The organism is Alteromonas sp. OM2203, from assembly GCF_048517045.1.
Lineage (GTDB): Bacteria > Pseudomonadota > Gammaproteobacteria > Enterobacterales > Alteromonadaceae > Alteromonas > Alteromonas gracilis.
On record NZ_CP183209.1, the window covers coordinates 4,439,606 to 4,458,839 of the forward strand.

At 45.8% G+C, this 19,234-nt stretch carries 19 protein-coding genes; 7 read left to right on the top strand and 12 right to left on the bottom strand.

What is annotated here, in order from left to right:
* Positions 1-56: 56 nt before the first annotated feature.
* Entirely contained in the window at positions 57-770 is a 714-nt protein-coding gene (locus tag ACM0P2_RS19460) for a ComF family protein (RefSeq protein WP_159118637.1), read from the top strand.
* Between the two features lie 84 nt (positions 771-854).
* Here the strand turns inward: ACM0P2_RS19460 and ACM0P2_RS19465 are convergent, their stop codons facing one another.
* On the bottom strand, positions 855-3,512 hold the full coding sequence (locus ACM0P2_RS19465) for a M14 family zinc carboxypeptidase (protein WP_419227042.1): 2,658 nt from the start codon (positions 3,510-3,512) through the stop codon (positions 855-857).
* Between the two features lie 161 nt (positions 3,513-3,673).
* Here ACM0P2_RS19465 and nfuA point away from each other — a divergent pair, with 161 nt between their 5' ends.
* The 4 genes from nfuA to ACM0P2_RS19485 all read left to right on the top strand — a co-directional run bounded on the left by nfuA (position 3,674) and on the right by ACM0P2_RS19485 (position 6,906).
* Entirely contained in the window at positions 3,674-4,252 is a 579-nt protein-coding gene (nfuA, locus tag ACM0P2_RS19470) for a Fe-S biogenesis protein NfuA (RefSeq protein ID WP_159118639.1), read from the top strand.
* A gap of 499 nt (positions 4,253-4,751) precedes the next feature.
* Positions 4,752-5,456, top strand: coding sequence for an aspartate/glutamate racemase family protein (locus ACM0P2_RS19475; RefSeq protein ID WP_159118641.1), 705 nt, complete (start codon positions 4,752-4,754; stop codon positions 5,454-5,456).
* 62 nt (positions 5,457-5,518) lie between these two features.
* A complete protein-coding gene (locus ACM0P2_RS19480) occupies positions 5,519-5,902 on the top strand; it encodes a VOC family protein (protein WP_419227043.1) in 384 nt (127 codons plus the stop codon).
* Positions 5,903-6,207: 305 nt separating this feature from the next.
* Entirely contained in the window at positions 6,208-6,906 is a 699-nt protein-coding gene (locus tag ACM0P2_RS19485) for a class I SAM-dependent DNA methyltransferase (protein ID WP_419227044.1), read from the top strand.
* A gap of 98 nt (positions 6,907-7,004) precedes the next feature.
* Here ACM0P2_RS19485 and ACM0P2_RS19490 read toward each other — a convergent pair whose 3' ends face one another.
* Complete coding sequence (locus ACM0P2_RS19490) at positions 7,005-8,351, bottom strand: MATE family efflux transporter (protein WP_419227045.1); 1,347 nt, start codon at positions 8,349-8,351, stop codon at positions 7,005-7,007.
* A gap of 123 nt (positions 8,352-8,474) precedes the next feature.
* Between ACM0P2_RS19490 and ACM0P2_RS19495 the strand changes: the two genes are divergently transcribed.
* Positions 8,475-9,713: a polysaccharide deacetylase family protein gene (locus tag ACM0P2_RS19495; RefSeq protein WP_159118694.1), complete on the top strand. Its 1,239-nt coding sequence runs from the start codon at positions 8,475-8,477 to the stop codon at positions 9,711-9,713.
* 77 nt (positions 9,714-9,790) lie between these two features.
* On the opposite strand, the gene ACM0P2_RS19500 is transcribed toward ACM0P2_RS19495, so the two are convergent.
* The 6 genes from ACM0P2_RS19500 to ACM0P2_RS19525 are packed head-to-tail and all read right to left on the bottom strand — an operon-like array spanning position 9,791 to position 14,381.
* The gene (locus ACM0P2_RS19500) at positions 9,791-10,378 is read right to left on the bottom strand and encodes a GNAT family N-acetyltransferase (protein ID WP_159118646.1); all 588 of its coding nucleotides are present in this window, start codon (positions 10,376-10,378) and stop codon (positions 9,791-9,793) included.
* A gap of 1 nt (position 10,379) precedes the next feature.
* On the bottom strand, positions 10,380-11,024 hold the full coding sequence (locus ACM0P2_RS19505) for an SCO family protein (RefSeq protein ID WP_419227046.1): 645 nt from the start codon (positions 11,022-11,024) through the stop codon (positions 10,380-10,382).
* Positions 11,021-11,938 (bottom strand): heme o synthase, encoded by a 918-nt coding sequence (gene cyoE, locus ACM0P2_RS19510; RefSeq protein WP_159118649.1) that lies wholly within the window; start codon positions 11,936-11,938, stop codon positions 11,021-11,023. Before cyoE ends, ACM0P2_RS19505 begins: the two co-directional genes overlap by 4 nt.
* On the bottom strand, positions 11,931-13,139 hold the full coding sequence (locus ACM0P2_RS19515; protein ID WP_173359250.1) for a COX15/CtaA family protein: 1,209 nt from the start codon (positions 13,137-13,139) through the stop codon (positions 11,931-11,933). Before ACM0P2_RS19515 ends, cyoE begins: the two co-directional genes overlap by 8 nt.
* A gap of 5 nt (positions 13,140-13,144) precedes the next feature.
* A complete protein-coding gene (locus tag ACM0P2_RS19520) occupies positions 13,145-13,684 on the bottom strand; it encodes a hypothetical protein (protein WP_419227047.1) in 540 nt (179 codons plus the stop codon).
* Positions 13,677-14,381 carry an SURF1 family protein gene (locus ACM0P2_RS19525; RefSeq protein ID WP_159118654.1) on the bottom strand — a complete coding sequence of 235 codons (705 nt, stop codon included), beginning with the start codon at positions 14,379-14,381 and terminating at the stop codon, positions 13,677-13,679. Before ACM0P2_RS19525 ends, ACM0P2_RS19520 begins: the two co-directional genes overlap by 8 nt.
* A 45-nt stretch (positions 14,382-14,426) precedes the next feature.
* On the opposite strand from ACM0P2_RS19525, the gene ACM0P2_RS19530 reads away from it, so the two are divergent.
* Positions 14,427-14,636, top strand: a complete 210-nt coding sequence (locus ACM0P2_RS19530; RefSeq protein WP_105932450.1) for a DUF2909 domain-containing protein — start codon at positions 14,427-14,429, stop codon at positions 14,634-14,636.
* 15 nt (positions 14,637-14,651) lie between these two features.
* Here the strand turns inward: ACM0P2_RS19530 and ACM0P2_RS19535 are convergent, their stop codons facing one another.
* The 4 genes from ACM0P2_RS19535 to coxB all read right to left on the bottom strand — a co-directional run bounded on the left by ACM0P2_RS19535 (position 14,652) and on the right by coxB (position 19,093).
* Complete coding sequence (locus ACM0P2_RS19535; protein WP_173359251.1) at positions 14,652-15,545, bottom strand: cytochrome c oxidase subunit 3; 894 nt, start codon at positions 15,543-15,545, stop codon at positions 14,652-14,654.
* A 23-nt stretch (positions 15,546-15,568) separates the two neighbouring features.
* Positions 15,569-16,156 carry a cytochrome c oxidase assembly protein gene (locus tag ACM0P2_RS19540; protein ID WP_159118696.1) on the bottom strand — a complete coding sequence of 196 codons (588 nt, stop codon included), beginning with the start codon at positions 16,154-16,156 and terminating at the stop codon, positions 15,569-15,571.
* Between the two features lie 129 nt (positions 16,157-16,285).
* A complete protein-coding gene (gene ctaD, locus ACM0P2_RS19545) occupies positions 16,286-17,920 on the bottom strand; it encodes a cytochrome c oxidase subunit I (protein ID WP_159118656.1) in 1,635 nt (544 codons plus the stop codon).
* Positions 17,921-17,929: 9 nt separating this feature from the next.
* Positions 17,930-19,093, bottom strand: a complete 1,164-nt coding sequence (coxB, locus tag ACM0P2_RS19550) for a cytochrome c oxidase subunit II (RefSeq protein ID WP_159118657.1) — start codon at positions 19,091-19,093, stop codon at positions 17,930-17,932.
* Positions 19,094-19,234 lie beyond the last annotated feature (141 nt).

The following is a 19,234-nucleotide window of genomic DNA, read 5'->3' on the forward strand; positions in this document are numbered from 1 at the left end:
AATGATGAAAATAGGTCAACGTTCGACAATTCAAGGAAGTTGATGGAATCAACATTATGAACCTTTCATGTTTACTATGTTATCAGGCAAGTCCTACGCCAGTATGTCACTGGTGTGAAGATGACATGTTTTTTTTCGATACCACTTTGCATGGAAGTAATCTACTTCAATACGGACCGGTAGCAGGCCACGTCAAGCATAGCCACTATGATGCGTTGAGTGTATTAGGGCTTCATACTTGGCCCATGTCATCGCTGGTTCACCAGTTGAAGTTTACGCATTCCCTTACAGCAGGAAAAGTATTAAGTAACTGGTTTGTCCATAAAAAGCGACAGTGCACTTTATCAGTGCCCGATTTACTGCTTCCGGTTCCAATTAGTGCATGGCGCCTTGCAACGCGACACTACAATCAGGCGACCCTACTTTGTGAAAGCACAAGTCGTGAGCTAAACATACCGGTTAATCAAACATGGGCTAGACGAAAAGGCTTTAGCGTGCAGCACCATTTATCCAAAGCAGCCAGAGCGGAAAACGCAAGCCGTGCATTTGGCTTAACGAAATGGTGTATTGATGAACAGATAGCAGCAGCGGAAAGTAAAGCAGATGGAGGCGGTTTCACCGTCGCGATAGTTGATGATGTTCTTACCACCGGCGTGACCGTAAATACCCTTAGCAAAAGGCTTAAGCAGCGCTACCCCAATATAGCCATTCAAGTATGGGTAGCGGCATTTACTCCGCCGCCCAAAAGCAGCCTTTATCAGACAGCCTGAAGTTAACAGGGTGTAGGCCTTGGAAAACGCAATGGCGAGAACTAGTTTCAAAAGCGCGGCATTCACCGCGCTCTTAAAACTGATTTAGCGAATAAAATGTGACTGATAAATCGCATTGGCCAGCATCTTGTTGGTACCGTACCAATACCCTCTAAACTGCGTATTGTCGGTAAAGCCAATGACCACACCACGCCCCATTTTTTGTGTAGTTACAGCGGTTGATTCCGCCATTAGCGCTACCATTGCATTATCACTAAACCCAGCCATCAAAGGCTCGTCGGTGTAACGCGCTGGCGTCACAAAAGGTGAACTACTTGCTTCTATTATCATATTGTTAGTTTTAAACATGGGCAGCGTGTCATCGTCATACCCGTAAAACAGTGGATGAGAATTATCGATGTTCGCTTCAAATACGGCACCTGCCACGAGCTTTCTGGCGTATAACGATGCGCCGTCTTTGTAACTTAATTCACTTTCATCGAAAGCGTTATCAATACTTTCTCGGCTAACCACTTCTGCATCTAACCATTTATGCTGAGCAAAATAACGCAGCGCGGATTTCTGACCGACAATCACGCCACCCGCTTTCACCCACTCTTCAATTTGTGCTCTCTCGCTCTCCGTAAAACGATAGCTACCGCTTGGAAATAGTAGATGAGTGTAAGTTGCGCTTGGATCACTGAGCGCCCTTGTCAGGTGTTGTTGCTCTACGATACTAGGCGCTAGGCCCACCTTTGTGTCGAAGTAATGCCACATTTCACCGGCTTCGTATTCGCTGGTACCTTCACCGCCTACGATCAACACTTGCGGCAACGCCACTGGTGCCATGCTTCGGCTGCCTAAGTCATTCCCTGTGGGAGTTAACCCACTGCGTAAACTAAACACAGGTACCTGAAGTTGCTGTTGCGCTTCACGCAAAATGGACGCTAAGTTTTCAGGCTGACCCAAGCCTTTCGGTACAACAATACTGCCTGGCTGAAGCTCAACGTTTTTCCCGTCATATTTAATGGCAGAGAACGCTTCTTCACTGCTTCGCACTTTTACACCTGCTTCCAATAAGGTTTGCAGCATGGCTGGGGCATAATAATGCTGCCAAGAGAATGCGTAAGCATAAGCGTCAGGATGAATATCGTTGGGTGCTATTTGGGCTAGTGCGGAGGTGCCACTTAACTCAAGGCTTCGCACATCGCTCTTGTCTAAGGGCGCGTAATCTAAATTGAAAGCGAGCGCTAAATTCCACGTTGAAACATCGTAAAACGTGTTGTTTTCAAACGACGTTTGGGTTGAAAAAATAGATTTAACTAAGCGGTATTGAGACTGGCTAGTAGGAATATATATCGCCTTTCCTGCACCGTAACGAACTTTGTCAGCCTCAAAGTTTTTTGTTAATACATTATATTCAATGTGATGTTGTTCTAGTAGCGCGATAAAAGCATTAAAGCGAGCAGTATCATTCGATGCACTAACAACAAAACCTACCTGCTCATCCTTTTCAGCCAGTGACTGTGTGCTCTTAACAAAACCCGATTGATAATCGAGAATAGCAGCTTTATTTGCCAATGCGCCTCTAAAAGTGCTCAAAGACGTAGTAATTTGATTTGCGATGGTGTCTTTGAAGGCAAGCTTGCCATTAATAGAGTCCTGCAGGTGACCTCGTGAACTGGCTTGCTCAAACAAAATACCTATGCTGCCGTGTAAATCTGGATATGTAGACCCTTTTCCTGCATAAAAGTCGTCAAATCCTTCTTGGGTGAAATATAGCTCGCCCTGTTCATCGAACGCAGCAGCATGATATTGCGCCAGTGCCTCAGTAAGGGTGACGTTCTCGTCCGGCGTTAGCGGATTTTTACGCGAGCGTACGCCAGGCTGAAAAAAATAGGTACTGTCTGTGCCCATTTCATGAAAATCGGTCAGTACATGCGGGCGCCACTTGTGAAACTGTTTTATGCGTGCTTGGGATTCTGGGTGCGCCAGTAATAGCCAATCGCGATTCAAATCGAACCAATAATGATTTGTGCGGCCTGAAGGCCACCCCTCATCATGTTCACGGTGACGGCTGTCAGAAACCAGCTGCTTACCCTTGTGCATGTTAGCCCATTGAGCAAAACGGGAAAGTCCATCAGGGTTGAAAGACGGGTCAAATAGCACAATATTATTACTTAACAAGGCATCGATTTCTTCACCTTCGGCGGCGGCTAAAAAATAAGCCAGCGCTAGGGAAGCATTGGTACCAGAAGGCTCGTTACCGTGAATACTGTAGCCCATGTAGAAAATAAGGGGAGCATCGCTACCTACTTTCTTGCCGCTTTCCATGGCATCAATGTGTTGCTGTCTCATAGCTTCAATATTGTTTCTATTTGAGGGCGCTGTGATTGTCAGTAACAGAAGTGGGCGGTTTTCGTGAGTACGGCCGGTTTCTTCAATGGTGATACGGTCAGACTTCTCGGCAAGTAGCTTCATATAATTGACGACTTGGTCGTGACGCACATGCCACTCGCCAATGTTGGCGCCTAGTATCGATTCAGGCGTGGGAATAGCTGGGTTGTAGGATACCGTGTCAGGTAAGTATGCTGTCACCGGCTGCCCGCCTACATCAGGTGCAATACTAACAGCTGATGCTAACGCTGGTTGGGCTACAGCTTGGTGACTGGTAGTTGCTCCGAATGCAATAGTGCCTAGGGCTAACAATGAAGTAAGTGATAGTGGGTGGTTTCTGGCGGAGTTTTGCAATTTCGCTAACATAGCGCTTCCCGTCTTGTTGTTATGGTTGAAAATACGTTGCGCTTTGCAACTTTCCCAACAAATTCGATTTACTGGAATAATTTATTTAATTAATACCTGACTGTTTTACTCAGGTAAATTTGATACAATCATCCAAATTTCAAAATATGTAGGACTTGCTGATGATAACTATATCAGAAGAAGCCCAGGCTCACTTCGTAAAACTGTTGAGTAAACAAGAGTCTGGCACGAATATTCGTGTATTCGTCGTAAACCCAGGCACTTCATCGGCAGAGTGTGGCGTGTCCTATTGCCCGCCAGACGCTGTTGAAGAGACGGACACCCGTTTGCCATTTAATGGATTTGATGCCGTAATCGATGAAGAAAGCGCGCCGTATCTAGATGAAGCAGAAATTGACTACGTTACCGATCAAATGGGCTCTCAGCTAACGCTTAAAGCGCCTAACGCAAAAGCGCGTAAAGTAGCAGACGATGCACCGTTGATTGAAAGAATCAACTATATGATTGAGTCGGAAATCAATCCACAGCTAGCAAGCCATGGAGGCAACGTTGTGCTTACTGAACTAACCGAAGATGGTTACGCCATACTGCAATTTGGTGGCGGTTGTAACGGCTGTTCAATGGTTGACGTAACGCTTAAAGAAGGCATTGAAAAGCAAATGGTTGAACAGTTTGCTGGCGAGCTCAAGGGCGTGCGCGATGCAACTGAACACCAAGCTGGCGAGCATTCATACTACTAAGTAGAGTTTAGCTAGGCCCCTCTAGGTATCTTAACCTATGCAGACGCAAGACATTCATAAAAGCTGGCAACGATTCAAAATAGGCTTAACTATTTTCGTTGTCGGCGTCTTGCTACTATTTACATTAAGCCATTTACACATATCGCTATATGTTCTCAGTATGACTGTGCTATTTGGTGGTTTTGTCATTGCCATGTTTGGCTATATCGGCATTTTTCTAGCGCGTTTTTCCTCTTTGAAAAACAAAAAGCCGCCCCCCAAATTCTGACTTCACGTTCGCTTTACCTGCCTGCCTCCCGTAAATACGTACGAAAAACGGAGATTAACGACGTCAACTTTTGTGCCGCGTATAACGCTAAATTTGTGTAGCCCCCCCTAAAATCACGTTCTCTACGTTTGTTCAATCCACAATCTACCTCATCGCGCCAGTAGTCAAAAATGGATGTAAACGTTAGATTAGAGGTCGTGCTAAGTATCTAAAAATGGAAGGTGACCTGTGGTGAAGACGATAAAGAAACTTGGCCTACTCGGCGGTATGAGTTGGGAATCTACAGTAAGTTATTATCAAGCGATAAACCGCGGCGTAAATGCGCGACTTGGCGGCCTGCATAGTGCACCGCTTGTGATAAGCAGCGTTGATTTTGCACAAATAGAACAGCTTCAGCATAAAGGAGAATGGGATAAAACTGCTGACATTCTAATTCGCGAGGCAAAGCATTTAGAAACGGCGGGTGCAAGGGCCATATTAATTTGTACCAATACCATGCACAAAGTTGCAGCTGATATTGAGCAAAATATCTCTGTTCCTCTTATTCACATTGCTGACGCCACAGGGCGCGTGTTAAAGCAAAACAAGGTTAAAAAAGTTGGGCTGTTAGGTACGCGCTTTACCATGGAGCAAGCCTTTTATACTTCTCGTCTTGAAACGCTTTTTGGCATTCAAGTTGTTGTTCCTGATGATCAGCAAAGAAACACGGTTCATAACATTATTTATGAACAATTATGCAAGGGCGTGATTTGTGTTGACTCTCGTAACGCGTATATTGAAGTGATTAACGCGCTTGCTGCTAAGGGTGCTGAAGGTATTATTCTAGGCTGTACTGAAATCGCGTTATTAGTTCAACAAAAAGACACCAATGTTAGGTTGTACGATACGACGGCTATCCATGCTTCAGCGGCAGTAGATTTTGCGCTAGCCGACTAAATCGCGTGTAACTTAATTTTGATAAAGGGGTTTTGCCCCTACCATTTTCAGAGGACACAACTATGTTTAGCCACGTTATGTTAGGTGCGAACGACCTTGAAGCTTCAAAGAAATTCTATGATGCTATTTTAGGAGTATTAGGATACGAGCCAGGCGTTTTTGACGAGTACGGACGGGTATTTTACTATACGCCGAAAGGTATTTTAGCGCTAACAAAGCCGATTAACGGAGAGACTGCCACACACGGTAATGGCACCACGCTCGGCCTTGCCGCTCGAACACCAGACATCGTTGATGAATGGCATAAAGTGGGAAGCGAGAATGGGGGCGTGCCATGCGAGGACCCACCGGGTATTCGAGGCAATGGTGAACGCCAACTGTATCTTGCTTATCTGCGAGACCCCGCGGGCAACAAGCTCTGTGCAACGCACATCGTAAGAAAATAGCTGTAGTGCTGCCTGCTTAAATGCTCACGCTCTTTTTGCAGGCTATTCGCTTTTAGCTTTCTATTTGGGCCAAAGCCCTTTGAGTAATAGCGCTTTGGGTAATGCCTAGTTAAGTCTACATATAAGCCCTAACCAAACGAAACTGCATAGGTGTTACTGTCTGGCCGCTCAATATCCTAAACGGGCTTCGCCTTTTCTTGTCTTTGCACTTTGCACTTTGCACTTTGCACTTTGCACTTTGCACTATACATTGTTGCTAGATGAATTAACCTTGAACCAGTAAAAGCGTAGCTAACAGAGGGAATATGACACCTGAAAAAACTGGCAAGGCCTACGACACCATTACACACCTTTGGACTCGTCCTGAATTTAATCAGAAAAATGGGTTAACCGCCTACCAAAAAGCATTGTCATTTTTAGCGGACACCCCATCACAAGAGCCTGATACAGTGCCTAGCGAAGCGCTTGGTAAGGGTGAAGCGAGCAATAAAGACAAACCAAAGAAACGAGGTTACGCACTAGACATAGGTTGCGGATGCACCAATCGTTTTGTTCCGATTATCGAAAGCGCAGGGCTAGCTTACGAAGGCATTGATGTTTCCAAAGATATGCTGGCCATTGCGACGTCCCAATTACCCGCTCATACCTTCTATTGCGCCGACGTGTGTACATTCACTATCCCCAAGCACTATTCGTTTATTAGCGCTTGGGATAGCTTTTGGCATATTCCCCTAACGCAGCAAGAGCCTTTGCTTAAGAAGCTAGTGGATCATTTAAACGATGACGGAGTGTTGCTTTTTAGCTGTGGGGGTACAGATGAAAGCGGCCAACACACAAACGAAGTGATGGGCCCAGAAGTGTACTACGCCTCGCTGGGGCTACATAGATACATAGAAATATTGATAGAAGCAGGCGGGTTTGTTCGTCACGTTGAATTCGATCAGCACCCTGAACTACACACTATTATCATTGTGCAAAAAAGAACCGCGCAAAAAACACAGTAGCAAAAAAAAATAATACTGAATGATGCCCTAGAAAAACTGAGAGAGTCAGCGTGCTCAGCACGCCTTCCCTAAGTAAGGTCAGCGAAGCGTATAAAACACTAGCTTTGCGGTGTCGCTAGCTCACCGCGTTTATCTAAACGATGAAAGCTCCAGGCCAATGTCACACCGCGAGCGAGTAAAAAGGCAAGGAGAGCATACCAAAGGCTGACGTTACCCTGATCTTGCGTAAGATACCAAACGGGGAAATACACCCCTAACGCACTTATTATCATGGTATTTCTCATTGCGCTGGCTCGGGTAAGACCAACAAATACGCCATCGTACAAAAAACACCAATGCGCTAATAGAGGAAGTAATACCATAAGACCAAGATAAGGTAGCGCAGCTTTTACAATGTCACTATGTTCGGTAAGCAGCGCGATAATGGCCTCACCGCCTACGAAAAATATCAAGCTATAAATGAGGGAAAAAATACTCGACCAGACTAACCCTTGGTAGGTGCGTCGTTTCACTTCGCTGCTGTCAGACGCCCCCTTAGCTTCCCCCACCAGCGCTTCAACGCCATAGGCAATACCATCAAGCCCCAGCGCAATTAAAACAAAAAACTGCATGAGTATGGCATTAACCGCCGCCGACGTTTCGCCATAGCGAGCACCTTGAATGGTAAGAAACGCTAAGCAGCCTTGCAATGCTAAATTCCTTAGCAGCATGTCACCGTTTAGCTTCATCAGTACTTTTCGAGCTGCACGGTTGAACCATGACGCACTTACCGTCACACCGCCAACCTGCTTGAACGCTACTGCTAACGCCATTATTGCCATGGTATATTCAGCGATTACACTCGCCAGCGCAACGCCAGCCACCGACAGGTTGAACCCGAACACAAACACCACATCGAGTGCGGCGTTTAACAAATTTCCCACTATTTGTATTGCCATAACGCTGCGCGTTTTCTGCTGGCCAACCAACCATCCCACCAATGCAAGATTAAGCATGGCAGCCGGCGCGCCCCATACTCGCGCTGAAAAATAACTTTGAAGGTGAAGGGCAACTTCACTGTTGGGTTGAGTTAACGTTAAGCCTAAAGAAAGAATTGGAGATTGAAGAGCAAGTACGGCCCCCCCCAATAGTACGGCTACTGCAACCGTTTGCCACAATACTTTTGCTGATTCAAGGGTGTTGTTCGGCGAGCCCTTAGCCTGTGCACTAAGCCCTGTCGAAGACATGCGAAGAAAACCGCAAACCCAGTATATTTGCGTTAAGATAAGCGCGCCTACCGACGCTCCCGCAAGCATTGCAGGTAGCGACATATGGCCCAATACTGCGGTATCCACTAACCCTAAAAGTGGCGTGGTAATATTCGCTAGGATCATGGGAAGCGCTAAAGCCAAAAGACGAGTATGATCATCAAAAAATGAGCGCTGAGTTACTGGGGCACGGGACATAAATGATCTCAGTAGGGGTTGGTTTCGCTATATACTATCAACCTATGCAACAGCATAAGTGAAAGGCGTACTTGTTTGACCAAACAAAAAAGACTGGCAAGTCGCCTTGTTTGGAAGTTTACCATGCTATCGAATTTAATCGGGCACTCAGTGGATGATGATATGAAAACCAACACCTTGATTCAAAATAAAGCGAAGAATCGCATTAATCTAAACGTCTTATCTTCGATGTTAGTGGGGGTTTTCAGCACGCTGTTCTTCGGGTCTAGCTTTGCTTCAGGTGCTGCCCCACATACTGCTGCAAATCCTGTTTCATCTATTACATCCAATATGCAGGATGAGGGAGGGACGAGCAGCAAGCCTAGTATAAGAACCGTACCTAACGCAGCTATTTTACTTTATCACCACGTTTCTTCTTCCACGCCAGCCAGTACCAGTATTTCACCTGAGGCTTTTAAATCTCACATGGAATACTTAGACGCTCACCACACAGTTGTGCCACTGCAAGATGTTGTTTCAGCGATACAACACAATACTACACTGCCAGAGAAAGCGGTGGCTATTACCTTTGACGATGGATACGCAAACATTTTAAGCAATGCGCATCCCATACTCGCTGACTTGGGCTTTCCGTATACCATCTTCATAAACCCTGATGAAATTGGCGTAGGCCCGAAGCAACTAACATGGGAACAGGTGATTGCTATGCATAACGACGGTGTCGTTTTTGCCAATCACACCCTAGATCATTTGCATATGCTTAACGGTGAGCAAGCAATGGACGAACGTGCATGGCTCGACAAAGTATGGCAAAACGTAGAGAGCGCTGAGAAGAAAATAGAAGACAAATTGGATATTAGCCTTAAATATCTAGCGTATCCGTTTGGAGAGTACAATACGGCACTCGCTAACAAGCTTAAAACGGAAGGTTACATTGGGTTCGGCCAACACTCAGGGGCAGTAGGCCCAACGAGTAACATGCAGGCGCTTCCGCGTTTTCCGGCGGCAGGCCCATATGCCAATCTAGCGACACTAAAAACTAAGTTAAATAGCCTTGCTATGCCGGTAACGCACAGTTCACATGAAAACCCTCGCATGACAACACGAAAGCTATCATCACCTATCAGCTTAACGATAAACAGTGACGACGTGCGCCTTGCCCAAGTGAACTGTTTTTTTGGTGGCGATACCATAAAGACAAGCGTTGAAGGCAGCGTGCTTTCTTTTAATCTGAGTGAAACACTTCCGGTGGGACGTTCACGGGTGAACTGTACGGCGCCGTCAAAAACACAAGCAGGGCGCTATTATTGGTACTCAACACCTTTTTTTGTGGCAGACGAAAAGGGTAATTATCCTGACTAGGGCGCAATTATTAGCGAGACTCAGGCTAGGTGCGAGCGAGTATTATTAAGCCCGCACTTATATAAGAAAACGTTTACCTATACAGGCTTTGCAAACCGTATAAAGCCTTTGTTTATCGACTCTTCTTGGAAGTTATGATGCTGGTAAAAGCGAATAGCCGGAATGTTCGACACTTCAACATCTAGCACCAGCTTACGCTTTTTCAGCTTTTCCGCCCTCTTATGCATGGTATCGACTAATCGAGAGCCTACTTTGCTGCGCTTCGCGCTTTCGGCAACAGAAAGGTGCCCTATCATTAACTCACTGGTTGTGGGAGGAGTAAGATTTACAGCAACCGTTTGATTGCGCATTAGAACCGCCATGGCTTCGTCAAGAGTGAAATATGACGTGATACTATCAAGCGTCGCTCTATCGAACGCAGCTCCTAGCTTACTATGCCATGAAGTGACAACACCCAGTACTTCGTTGCCTTTACTCGCTACCCAGTGGTTCTTGAAACCGTACTGGCCACCACCTAACTCCCAAGCGTGAGCAAGATAGCCATCGGCTGTTTTATTTTTATTGTGTCCGAAAATAGACGTTAACAATGACTGTGCCGCGTTTAATATAAGCGGCGTAGTTTGCGCCGCATCAGATGCTATGCCTTGCCTGATTTTGATTTCCATATTACTGCTTCGAAATAATTACTGGCATGTCTGCCAATATTTGCTGAGGATCACTTACCGATAGCTTCCCTGGCTCTCTTTTCGGTTTAAATCTTCCTATCACCCTAGCTTCAGGGTCGACAAGTACAACAGAAGCACTGTGATCAACTAAATAATTGGGGTTATAGGTGCTTTCTGCGATAGCATACATCATTCCCAAATTGCGAACGAAGGGAAAAAGCGCCTTATGCTCACCGGTTATGGCGATAAATTCCTCATTAAAATAGTTTACGTACTCTGCGAGTCGTTTTACTGAATCGCGTTTTGGATCCACCGACACAAAAACAACTCTAATAGGTTGGACACTCTCTAGGGCTTTTAGTTCAGGGTATATACCGTTCAATTCAGCCATGGTGGTAGGGCAGATATCAGGGCAAAAGGTATAGCCCACAAACACAAGACTCCATTGCCCTTTCAACGATGCGTTATTGAAAACGTCGCCATCATGTGATGTTAATTCGAACGGCGTGATTTCACGAGGTTCAGGATAGGCTTGAAAGTATTCAGGTTGGCTTTCAACCGATGGGGGCGCGATATAAAGCGCCCCGACGATGCCCGCACATAGTGCTAAAAATGCAACAAGGCCGACGATAGTTCGTTGATTCATAAACTCAATGGTACATAGTGATCTAAGAGTAGTACAACAAACAATACCATGAGATGAATAATTGAAAACCTAAAAGTTTTCATTGCAGTTTCAGGTTGCGCATCGAATTTAAGTTTTAACGCATAATACAAAAAACCAATATTGAGAAGACTTGAGCCTATCAAGTATATAAGGTCGCTCATTCCTGTCAGATAAGGAAGTAAACAAACGAGCCCTAACAATACGGTATACAGCAGAACAGAAGTTTTAGTAAAGGCAACGCCATGGGTTACCGGCAACATAGGCACCTTGGCTTTGGCGTAGTCTTTCTCTCTGTGAATGGCCAGCGCCCAGAAATGGGGTGGAGTCCATGTAAAAATGATGAGTACGAGCAGCAATGCGTGAGAGTGAACTTCTCCTGTTACCGCGGTCCACCCCAAAAGAGGAGGAGCAGCCCCCGCTAACCCACCAATAACGATATTTTGTGGCGTAGCGCGCTTTAGGTACATTGTGTATATGAACGCATAGCCAACCAAACTGGCCAAGGTTAACCACGCTGTTAGCATGTTTACGAAAAGAGCAAGCACAACAAAGCCCAATACTCCCAAGGTGCCAGCAAACCATAGCGCGTGGTTAATACTCACCTTGCCTTTAGCTACCGGTCGGTTAAAGGTACGCGCCATAACACTATCAATCTTATGATCTACAACATGATTAATAACTGCTGCAGAAGCTGACAGCATGCCAATGCCTAACAAACCACCTATCAGAATTTTTGCATTGACCCAGTATGGCGTGGCTAAGCACATACCCACAAGGGCGGTTAATAGGAGCAGCATAACCACATTAGGCTTAGTCATTTCATAATAATCACGCCACGTTACGACCTGATGTTGGCGAGATGAACGAGCGTGTAGCGAAACCGATTTAGCCATAGAAACCTCCTGGAGCTCTAGGGAGAATATGAGAAGACGTTGACCCAGCAATAGCGTTAGGTGTCGAAGCGTCCGTTCTGAATGCGCCAGCACTATGCAATGGACGTGAACCTGATAATGCATGACTATTTTGTCTATCATTGTTGAGGGCACGCGTATGCTGTGTCCTTGTCACTAGCGTAAAAATTAGATTTATCAACGATAGAAGCAGTATCGCAGCCACCGCGTTGTGCAAAACGGCCACGGCGAGTGGCAACATGAAGACTACATTACTGATACCTAAAGCCACCTGTGTGAATAGCGCTAGTATCATAAATGCACTTACATGTTTTTGTTTTGATGTAGCGTAGCGGCTTACTAAAACACTAATCCCCAAGGCGAGTAAATACACAAAGGTAATGAGAGCACCTAACCTATGAACAATATGCATAGTGACTCGCTCACCATAATCATGAGCGCCAAATTCATAGTTTTGTGCATCAGGAACGCTAAAGGCTCCGGGGATATCAATACGGTCTTGCCAACCACTCTCACAAACAGGCATCTCTGTGCACGCAAGTGCGGCGTAGTTAGCAGAGGTCCAACCCCCAAGCGCAATCTGCGTTATTAGAACGCCTGCGCCAATAAAAGCTGCAAGTTTAAGGGATGACTGAAATGAATTAGCTTTCTGTGACGTATCTGAGGCTGCCTTTTCGATTGGGACATCGTTTAGACCCAAATGGTATGCTTCGTAAGTGCGATTGCGTAAACGTAAATAAAGCACAAAAAGACAGGATAGAACCGAAAAGCCTCCCAGTAGATGCCCCATTACGACGACAGGGAGTAAGTTGAGCGTTACTGTCCACATGCCAAGGGCAGCTTGAAAAATTATTAATCCAAGTAGAAGCAGAGGAAGCTTCACCGGCGTACCTTTATGACGCTGTCTTACCGCAATGATAGCAATAGCCAACACACAAAGCCCTAGGGTCCCAGCGAAGTAACGATGAATCATCTCATTCCACGCTTTGAATGCCTCGACAGGACGCTCTGGATAGGCTGCGTTTGCCTGAGCCACTTTCTCTTCACTTAAGGGCACGGTAAGGTTGCCGTAACATCCAGGCCAGTCGGGACAACCAAGGCCCGCATCGGTCAAACGTGTATAGGCACCTAAAATTATGACAACCGCTGCAAGGAAAATACTAAATAGTGTTAACTTTTTCATAGCGATTACCCTATGCGTGATAATTTCAAGAGCTTTCTCATGTCGGCCAGCATATTGCGACTTTCCATCACAGCATCTTTTCTATCATCCCTAATCTCGTAAAAGAGCATGGCATTATTCTGCGTATCTACAATGTAAACACTGCTTGAGGCAAGAGAGGTGGGTGTGGTAACCCTCATTGTCTCAACGAAAGGGTATTCACGTAGGGCAGCTACTGCACGTTTATCACTGGAGGATGTGGTGACAACTAGTGCTTGAGCGCGGTCAGATTCTTTTCCCAGTGCCAGCCACACTTGATTAATGCTAAACAGTGCATTCTCACATACGGCATCACACTCGTCTGGCATAACGTAGAGTAAACGCCATTTTGGATCTGCGTCGTCAAGTAAAGCCCCCATATCAATAGTGGGCGACAACAGTTGCCCCTTATTGGTAGCGCCTTTGGTAAACCAGTCATTTTCAAGTGCTAGCTTTGCCAATACCACCGGCAAAACAAACACTGCCACCATAATTATTAAGGTTTTCTTTGAAGCAGTATTACTCATAACTTCGTCCTTTCTTACTAATTGCATAGCCGCCGATGGCCGCTGCCGCGATGGCTAACCCAAACCATTGAACGGCGTAACCAAGGTGCTTTTCTGGAGACATTACAACGGCTTTGTATTCGCGCACATAGGTGGGATCAGGCGTTGTAAGGTGAAGAATAAACGGTAAAAACTTTCGCTCTAGCGCACTGCCAAGTGCAGAAAAGTCTATGTGTTGAATAAGTGTTGGGCTGGTAGAAAGCGACATATTCGTTTCTCTCACCAGCGGGTTTTCGCCAGGCACACTAATAACGCCTTCGAACGCCCGTGTTTCGCTCGATAAACTTATGTTCGGTAGGGTTCTTACTAGATCTGGCGCTGGTAACCAGCCAAAGTTGACGAGCAACCATCCCGCGTTTGTATAAACCGGTGCCAAAACATCAAAGCCAACGCGCTGATTGTGTATCTGATTATCTAAAAGAAGAACGTGATTACCATCGAGCTGCCCCTTTACCGATACAATAATGTCACGAGGGTCTGAATGCGTCAGCGCTGCTTCTAAACTCAAGGTTCCATTACTTTGCTTTTGCGCTATGCTAGCTAAACGTTGCTGCTTTTGGACCATGCGCTCAAGTTGCCAGTATCCCAAGCCGCACATAGCTGCCACACTAATACCCGTAAGTAACCAGGGTATAAAATGGCGTGGGCGAGAAAACATGATTATCTGGCTCCGTGGCACATTAGAATAAAAATAGAGGTCCGTATGCTAATAAAAATCGTCCTTATTGCTTTAGTGCTATTTATGATTGTGAACTTGTTCATGGCAATGCGAGTTATGATTAAAAATGACACGACAAAAGGCCCCATGAGTAAATATATTGGTCGACGTGTCCTCACTTCTGCCATCATTGTCATTCTTATCCTTATCGCTATTGGTACAGGCTTGATTACCCCAAACCCAAGACCTTATTGAGTCTGGGGGCTTTTTTTATAGCACGTAGACAAAGATGTAGAGCATTACCCACACTACGTCTACGAAGTGCCAGTACCAGCTCCCCGCTTGAAACGCGAAATGGTTGTCTGGCGAAAAGTGCCCTTTTAACACTCTGAAAAATAGTACGATCAGAATGATGGTACCCAAGGTGACGTGCATACCATGAAACCCAGTGAGCATAAAAAAGGTGTTTCCGTAAATGCCTGACTGAAGTGTTAGCCCTAAATCGCGATAAGCATGGATATATTCCTCCACCTGAAGGAACAAGAACCCACACCCAAGTAAAATCGTTATGCCAAGCATCAAAGTTAATTGCTTACGCTTATTTTGCTCCAACCCTACGTGCGCAAAATGCAGGGTAATTGAAGAAATAAGCAGAATGACAGTATTTATAGTTGGAAGACCTGCGGCACTCATCTCTTGTGTGGTAATGCCACCAGGCGTAGTAACAAGGGGCCACATCGCCTCAAAGGTTGGCCATAACACCTCGTTGGTCATGGCGTTGTTTGATGCCCCACCCAGCCATGGCACAGCAATGAATCTCGCGTAATAAAGTGCACCGAAGAACGCGGCAAAGAACATGACTTCTGAGAAAATAAACCAGCTCATTCCCTGTCGATAGGAACGGCCCAACTGATCGCTATAAAGCCCCGCCATCGATTCATCGATTTGATTTTTAAACCAGCCAATCAACATCACGAGTAAAACAGCAATACCAGCTAAAAGAATATAACCTCCATAGCCGGCTTCACCTCTCGTTGCTTCAACCACAAAGTTGCCTGCGCCTACGGCGATGAGGAATAAAGCAACAGCTCCTACAATTGGCCAAGGGCTTTGCGCGGGTACATAATATTTTTGATAGTCGTTATTCTGAATTTCGGACTGCATTTTTTTCTCCTTACCCCTTGCGTCTATTCACCGGCAGACGGTGCTGAAGTCATAAAGGGATTCGGTGTTGTCGTTAGGTCACTTGCTCGCGCTGTGACGTCATAGAGTGTGTACTGCAATGTAAAAAATGTAATATCTTTTGGTAGCTGAGGGTCGACGTAAAACTGCATGGGCATATACGCTTCACTCCCTGCATCCAGAGGCTGCTGGTTAAAGCAGAAGCATTCGGTTTTGTTTAAGTAGAGCGCTGCCATACCAGGAGATACAGAAGGAATTGCTTGCGCCACAATATTACTCGACGCTGGGTTTCTCACGTAGAAAGAGACAGTATTGAGTTCACCAGGATGAACTTTTACGCGTTTGGTTTCAGCACGAAATACCCAAGGCATTCCAGAGTTGGTTCGGGTTATAAACTCGACCGTGACTTCCCTGGATTCATCAATTTCTACTGATTGGTAAACCGCTGCGCTTCCCTCTGTCTTGCCGTTAATCCCTGTAACGTCGCAAAACACATCGTAAAGGGGCACCAGGGCGAAGCCGAAGCCAAACATGCCGATGACAATCGCAACTAGCTTGATCACCATTTTGTTATTTGCACTTTGTTGTGACATCACGCTACCTCCGGTTAAATCCAAAGGTGAGGGCAATTAGACGTGTGAAAAAAAAATCTAATTACTCCACCATCTAGACAGTGTGGATTGTTATCCACACTGTCCACATTCATAGCAACAACTGCCTGCTTATTTCACAACGGGCGGTGTTTCGAATGTGTGATAAGGAGCAGGCGATGGAATCTCCCATTCTAGACCTTCTGCGCCATCCCATACTTGTGATGACACGGCCTCCCCCTGCTTCTTACACGCCTTGATAAGTAGCGCCAAGAAGATCAGTTGAGAAAGGCCAAATGCAAAGCCGCCCAAGCTTATCCATTTATTGAAGTCGGCGAACTGCAGTGCATAATCTGGAATACGGCGAGGCATACCTGCCAAACCAACAAAATGCATGGGGAAGAACAGAACATTTACTGAAATGAGCGAGCACCAGAAATGCCACTTTGCAAGTGTGGTGTCGTACATTTTCCCTGTCCATTTAGGCAGCCAATAATAGACAGCAGCCATAATGGAAAAGACAGCACCTGTAACCAAAACATAGTGGAAATGAGCCACAACGAAATACGTGTCGTGGTATTGGAAGTCAACGGGCGTAATCGCAAGCATTAACCCTGATAAACCGCCAATAGTGAAAAGCACAATAAAAGCGATAGCGAACATCATCGGCATTTCAAAGCTTAGAGAGCCCCGCCACATTGTCGCAACCCAGTTGAACACTTTCACACCTGTTGGCACAGAAATAAGCATGGTGGCAAACATGAAGAACATTTCCATGTACACCGGCATCCCTGTCGTAAACATATGGTGAGCCCATACAATAAACGATAGCAGAGCTATCGACGCGGTAGCATAAACCATCGACGCATAGCCAAAGAGCTGCTTTCTAGAGAAGGTAGGGACTATTTGAGAAATAATGCCAAACGCTGGCAGAATCATAATATAAACTTCAGGATGCCCAAAGAACCAGAATATATGCTGGAACATAACAGGGTCGCCACCACCAGCAGCATCGAAGAAACTCGTGCCAAAGAACTTATCAGTTAATACCATGGTTACCGCCCCCGCGAGCACCGGCATAACCGCTATAAGTAAAAACGCAGTTATTAGCCATGTCCACACGAACAGGGGCATTTTCATCCACGTCATACCCGGCGCACGCATATTAAATATGGTAACGATTACGTTAATCGCTCCCATGATTGACGAAATACCCATGATATGAACAGAAAACACGAAAAGCGCCGTTGAATCCCCGCTATAAGTGGTTGAAAGTGGAGCGTAAAAAGTCCAACCAAACGCAGGGCCGCCTCCCTCCATAAAGAGCGAGCTAAGCAAGATTAAAAACGCACCCGGTAATATCCAAAAACTCCAGTTGTTCATTCGAGGCAGTGCCATATCTGGCGCGCCAATCATCATTGGAATTAACCAGTTAGCCAGTCCTGTAAAGGCGGGCATCACCGCCCCAAATACCATGATAAGCCCATGTACCGTGGTCATTTGATTAAAGAAGTTCGGCTCAACTATCTGTAGACCTGGTTGAAAGAGTTCGGCTCGAATGACCATCGCCATCGCTCCACCCACTAAAAACATAATAAAAGCAAACCATAGGTAGAGTGTGCCAATGTCTTTGTGATTAGTGGTAAACAGCCAGCGAGTTATCCCCTTTGGAATGTGATCGTGGTGTTCATGGTTATGCTCATCATGCCCGTGGCCAGCGTGGGGCGCAGAGGTATCTGGCGAGATAACTTCAGTTGCTTTGCTCATGATCTGCTCCTAGTTTCCGTTTGCCACAGCGTTGACATCTTTGGCCTGAACCATATCTCCGGTATTGTTTCCCCATGCATTTCGTTCATAGGTAACCACCGCCGCTATTTCTTTTAGGCTAAGCATTTTGTTAAATGCCTGCATCGCCGTGCCCGATTTACCGTGAAGCACGATATCAATATGGCCTTTTTGATCTTCAAGGGCCATTTTGCTGCCCTTTAACGCAGGAAATACGCCTGGCAAACCTTCACCGTTAGGCATATGACAGGCGGCACACGTAGCGTTATAGACGCGCTCGCCCTCTTTCATCAACTCATCCATTGACATGTTCATTGAAAGTAATCGCTGTTCTTCTTCTTTCGCCCGACGAACCTTTTCCTCTTGTTCACCCATCCATTTATCAAACTCAGCAGGCTCTTTGGCGATAACTACAACCGGCATATAACCGTGATCTTTTCCGCAAAGTTCTGCGCACTGTCCGCGGTAAATTCCCGGTTCGTTTACTTTCGCCCACGACTCATTGATGAACCCGGGATTTGCGTCTTTCTTCACGGCGAAGTCAGGTACCCACCAAGAATGAATCACGTCGTCAGAAGTAATAAGAAAACGAACTTTTTTGCCCGTAGGAATGACAAGCGGGCGATCGACTTCCAACAAATAGTTATCTGTTTTTGCAAACTTGTTTTCGATTTGTTCCCGCTGAGTAGCTAGAAGTGAATAGAATTCCACGTCGCTATCCATGTACTTGTAGTGCCATTTCCACTGCGAACCCGTTACTAGCACCGTCATATCGGGTTCAGTGGTATCCTCCATGGCAATGAGGGTGTTCGCTGCGGGAACCGCCATAAAGATAAGTATGAGAAAGGGGATAACTGTCCATGCAATTTCCACTTTTACATTTTCATGGAAATTTGCTGGCTTGGCGCCTCGAGATTTTCTATGTAAATACATAGAAACAAACATTACGCCAAAAACCACTACCGCAATGCCGACGCAAATGAAAAACATCAGCATATGAAGGTCATATACTTGGCCACTGATATCGGTCGCGCCGCGCCTCAAGTTCAATGAAGAAACTTCTTCTGCCGTTTCCTGTGCGAAAAGCAATGAAGAGAAAAGCAAAGCTGATATGGTTGCACACCACTTTGCCAATATGGTCGTTTGTTGTTTCACTCAGCACCTCCGTAATGGTAGGACTGAAGACGCCTTCTCTGAGCGCGATACCCTACCAAATGAATTGCGAACGCTTGACCCTTTACCTCAACTTGTAAAACAAATTTAGAGTCATTGTTATTATTTTGTTAATCTCTGTAT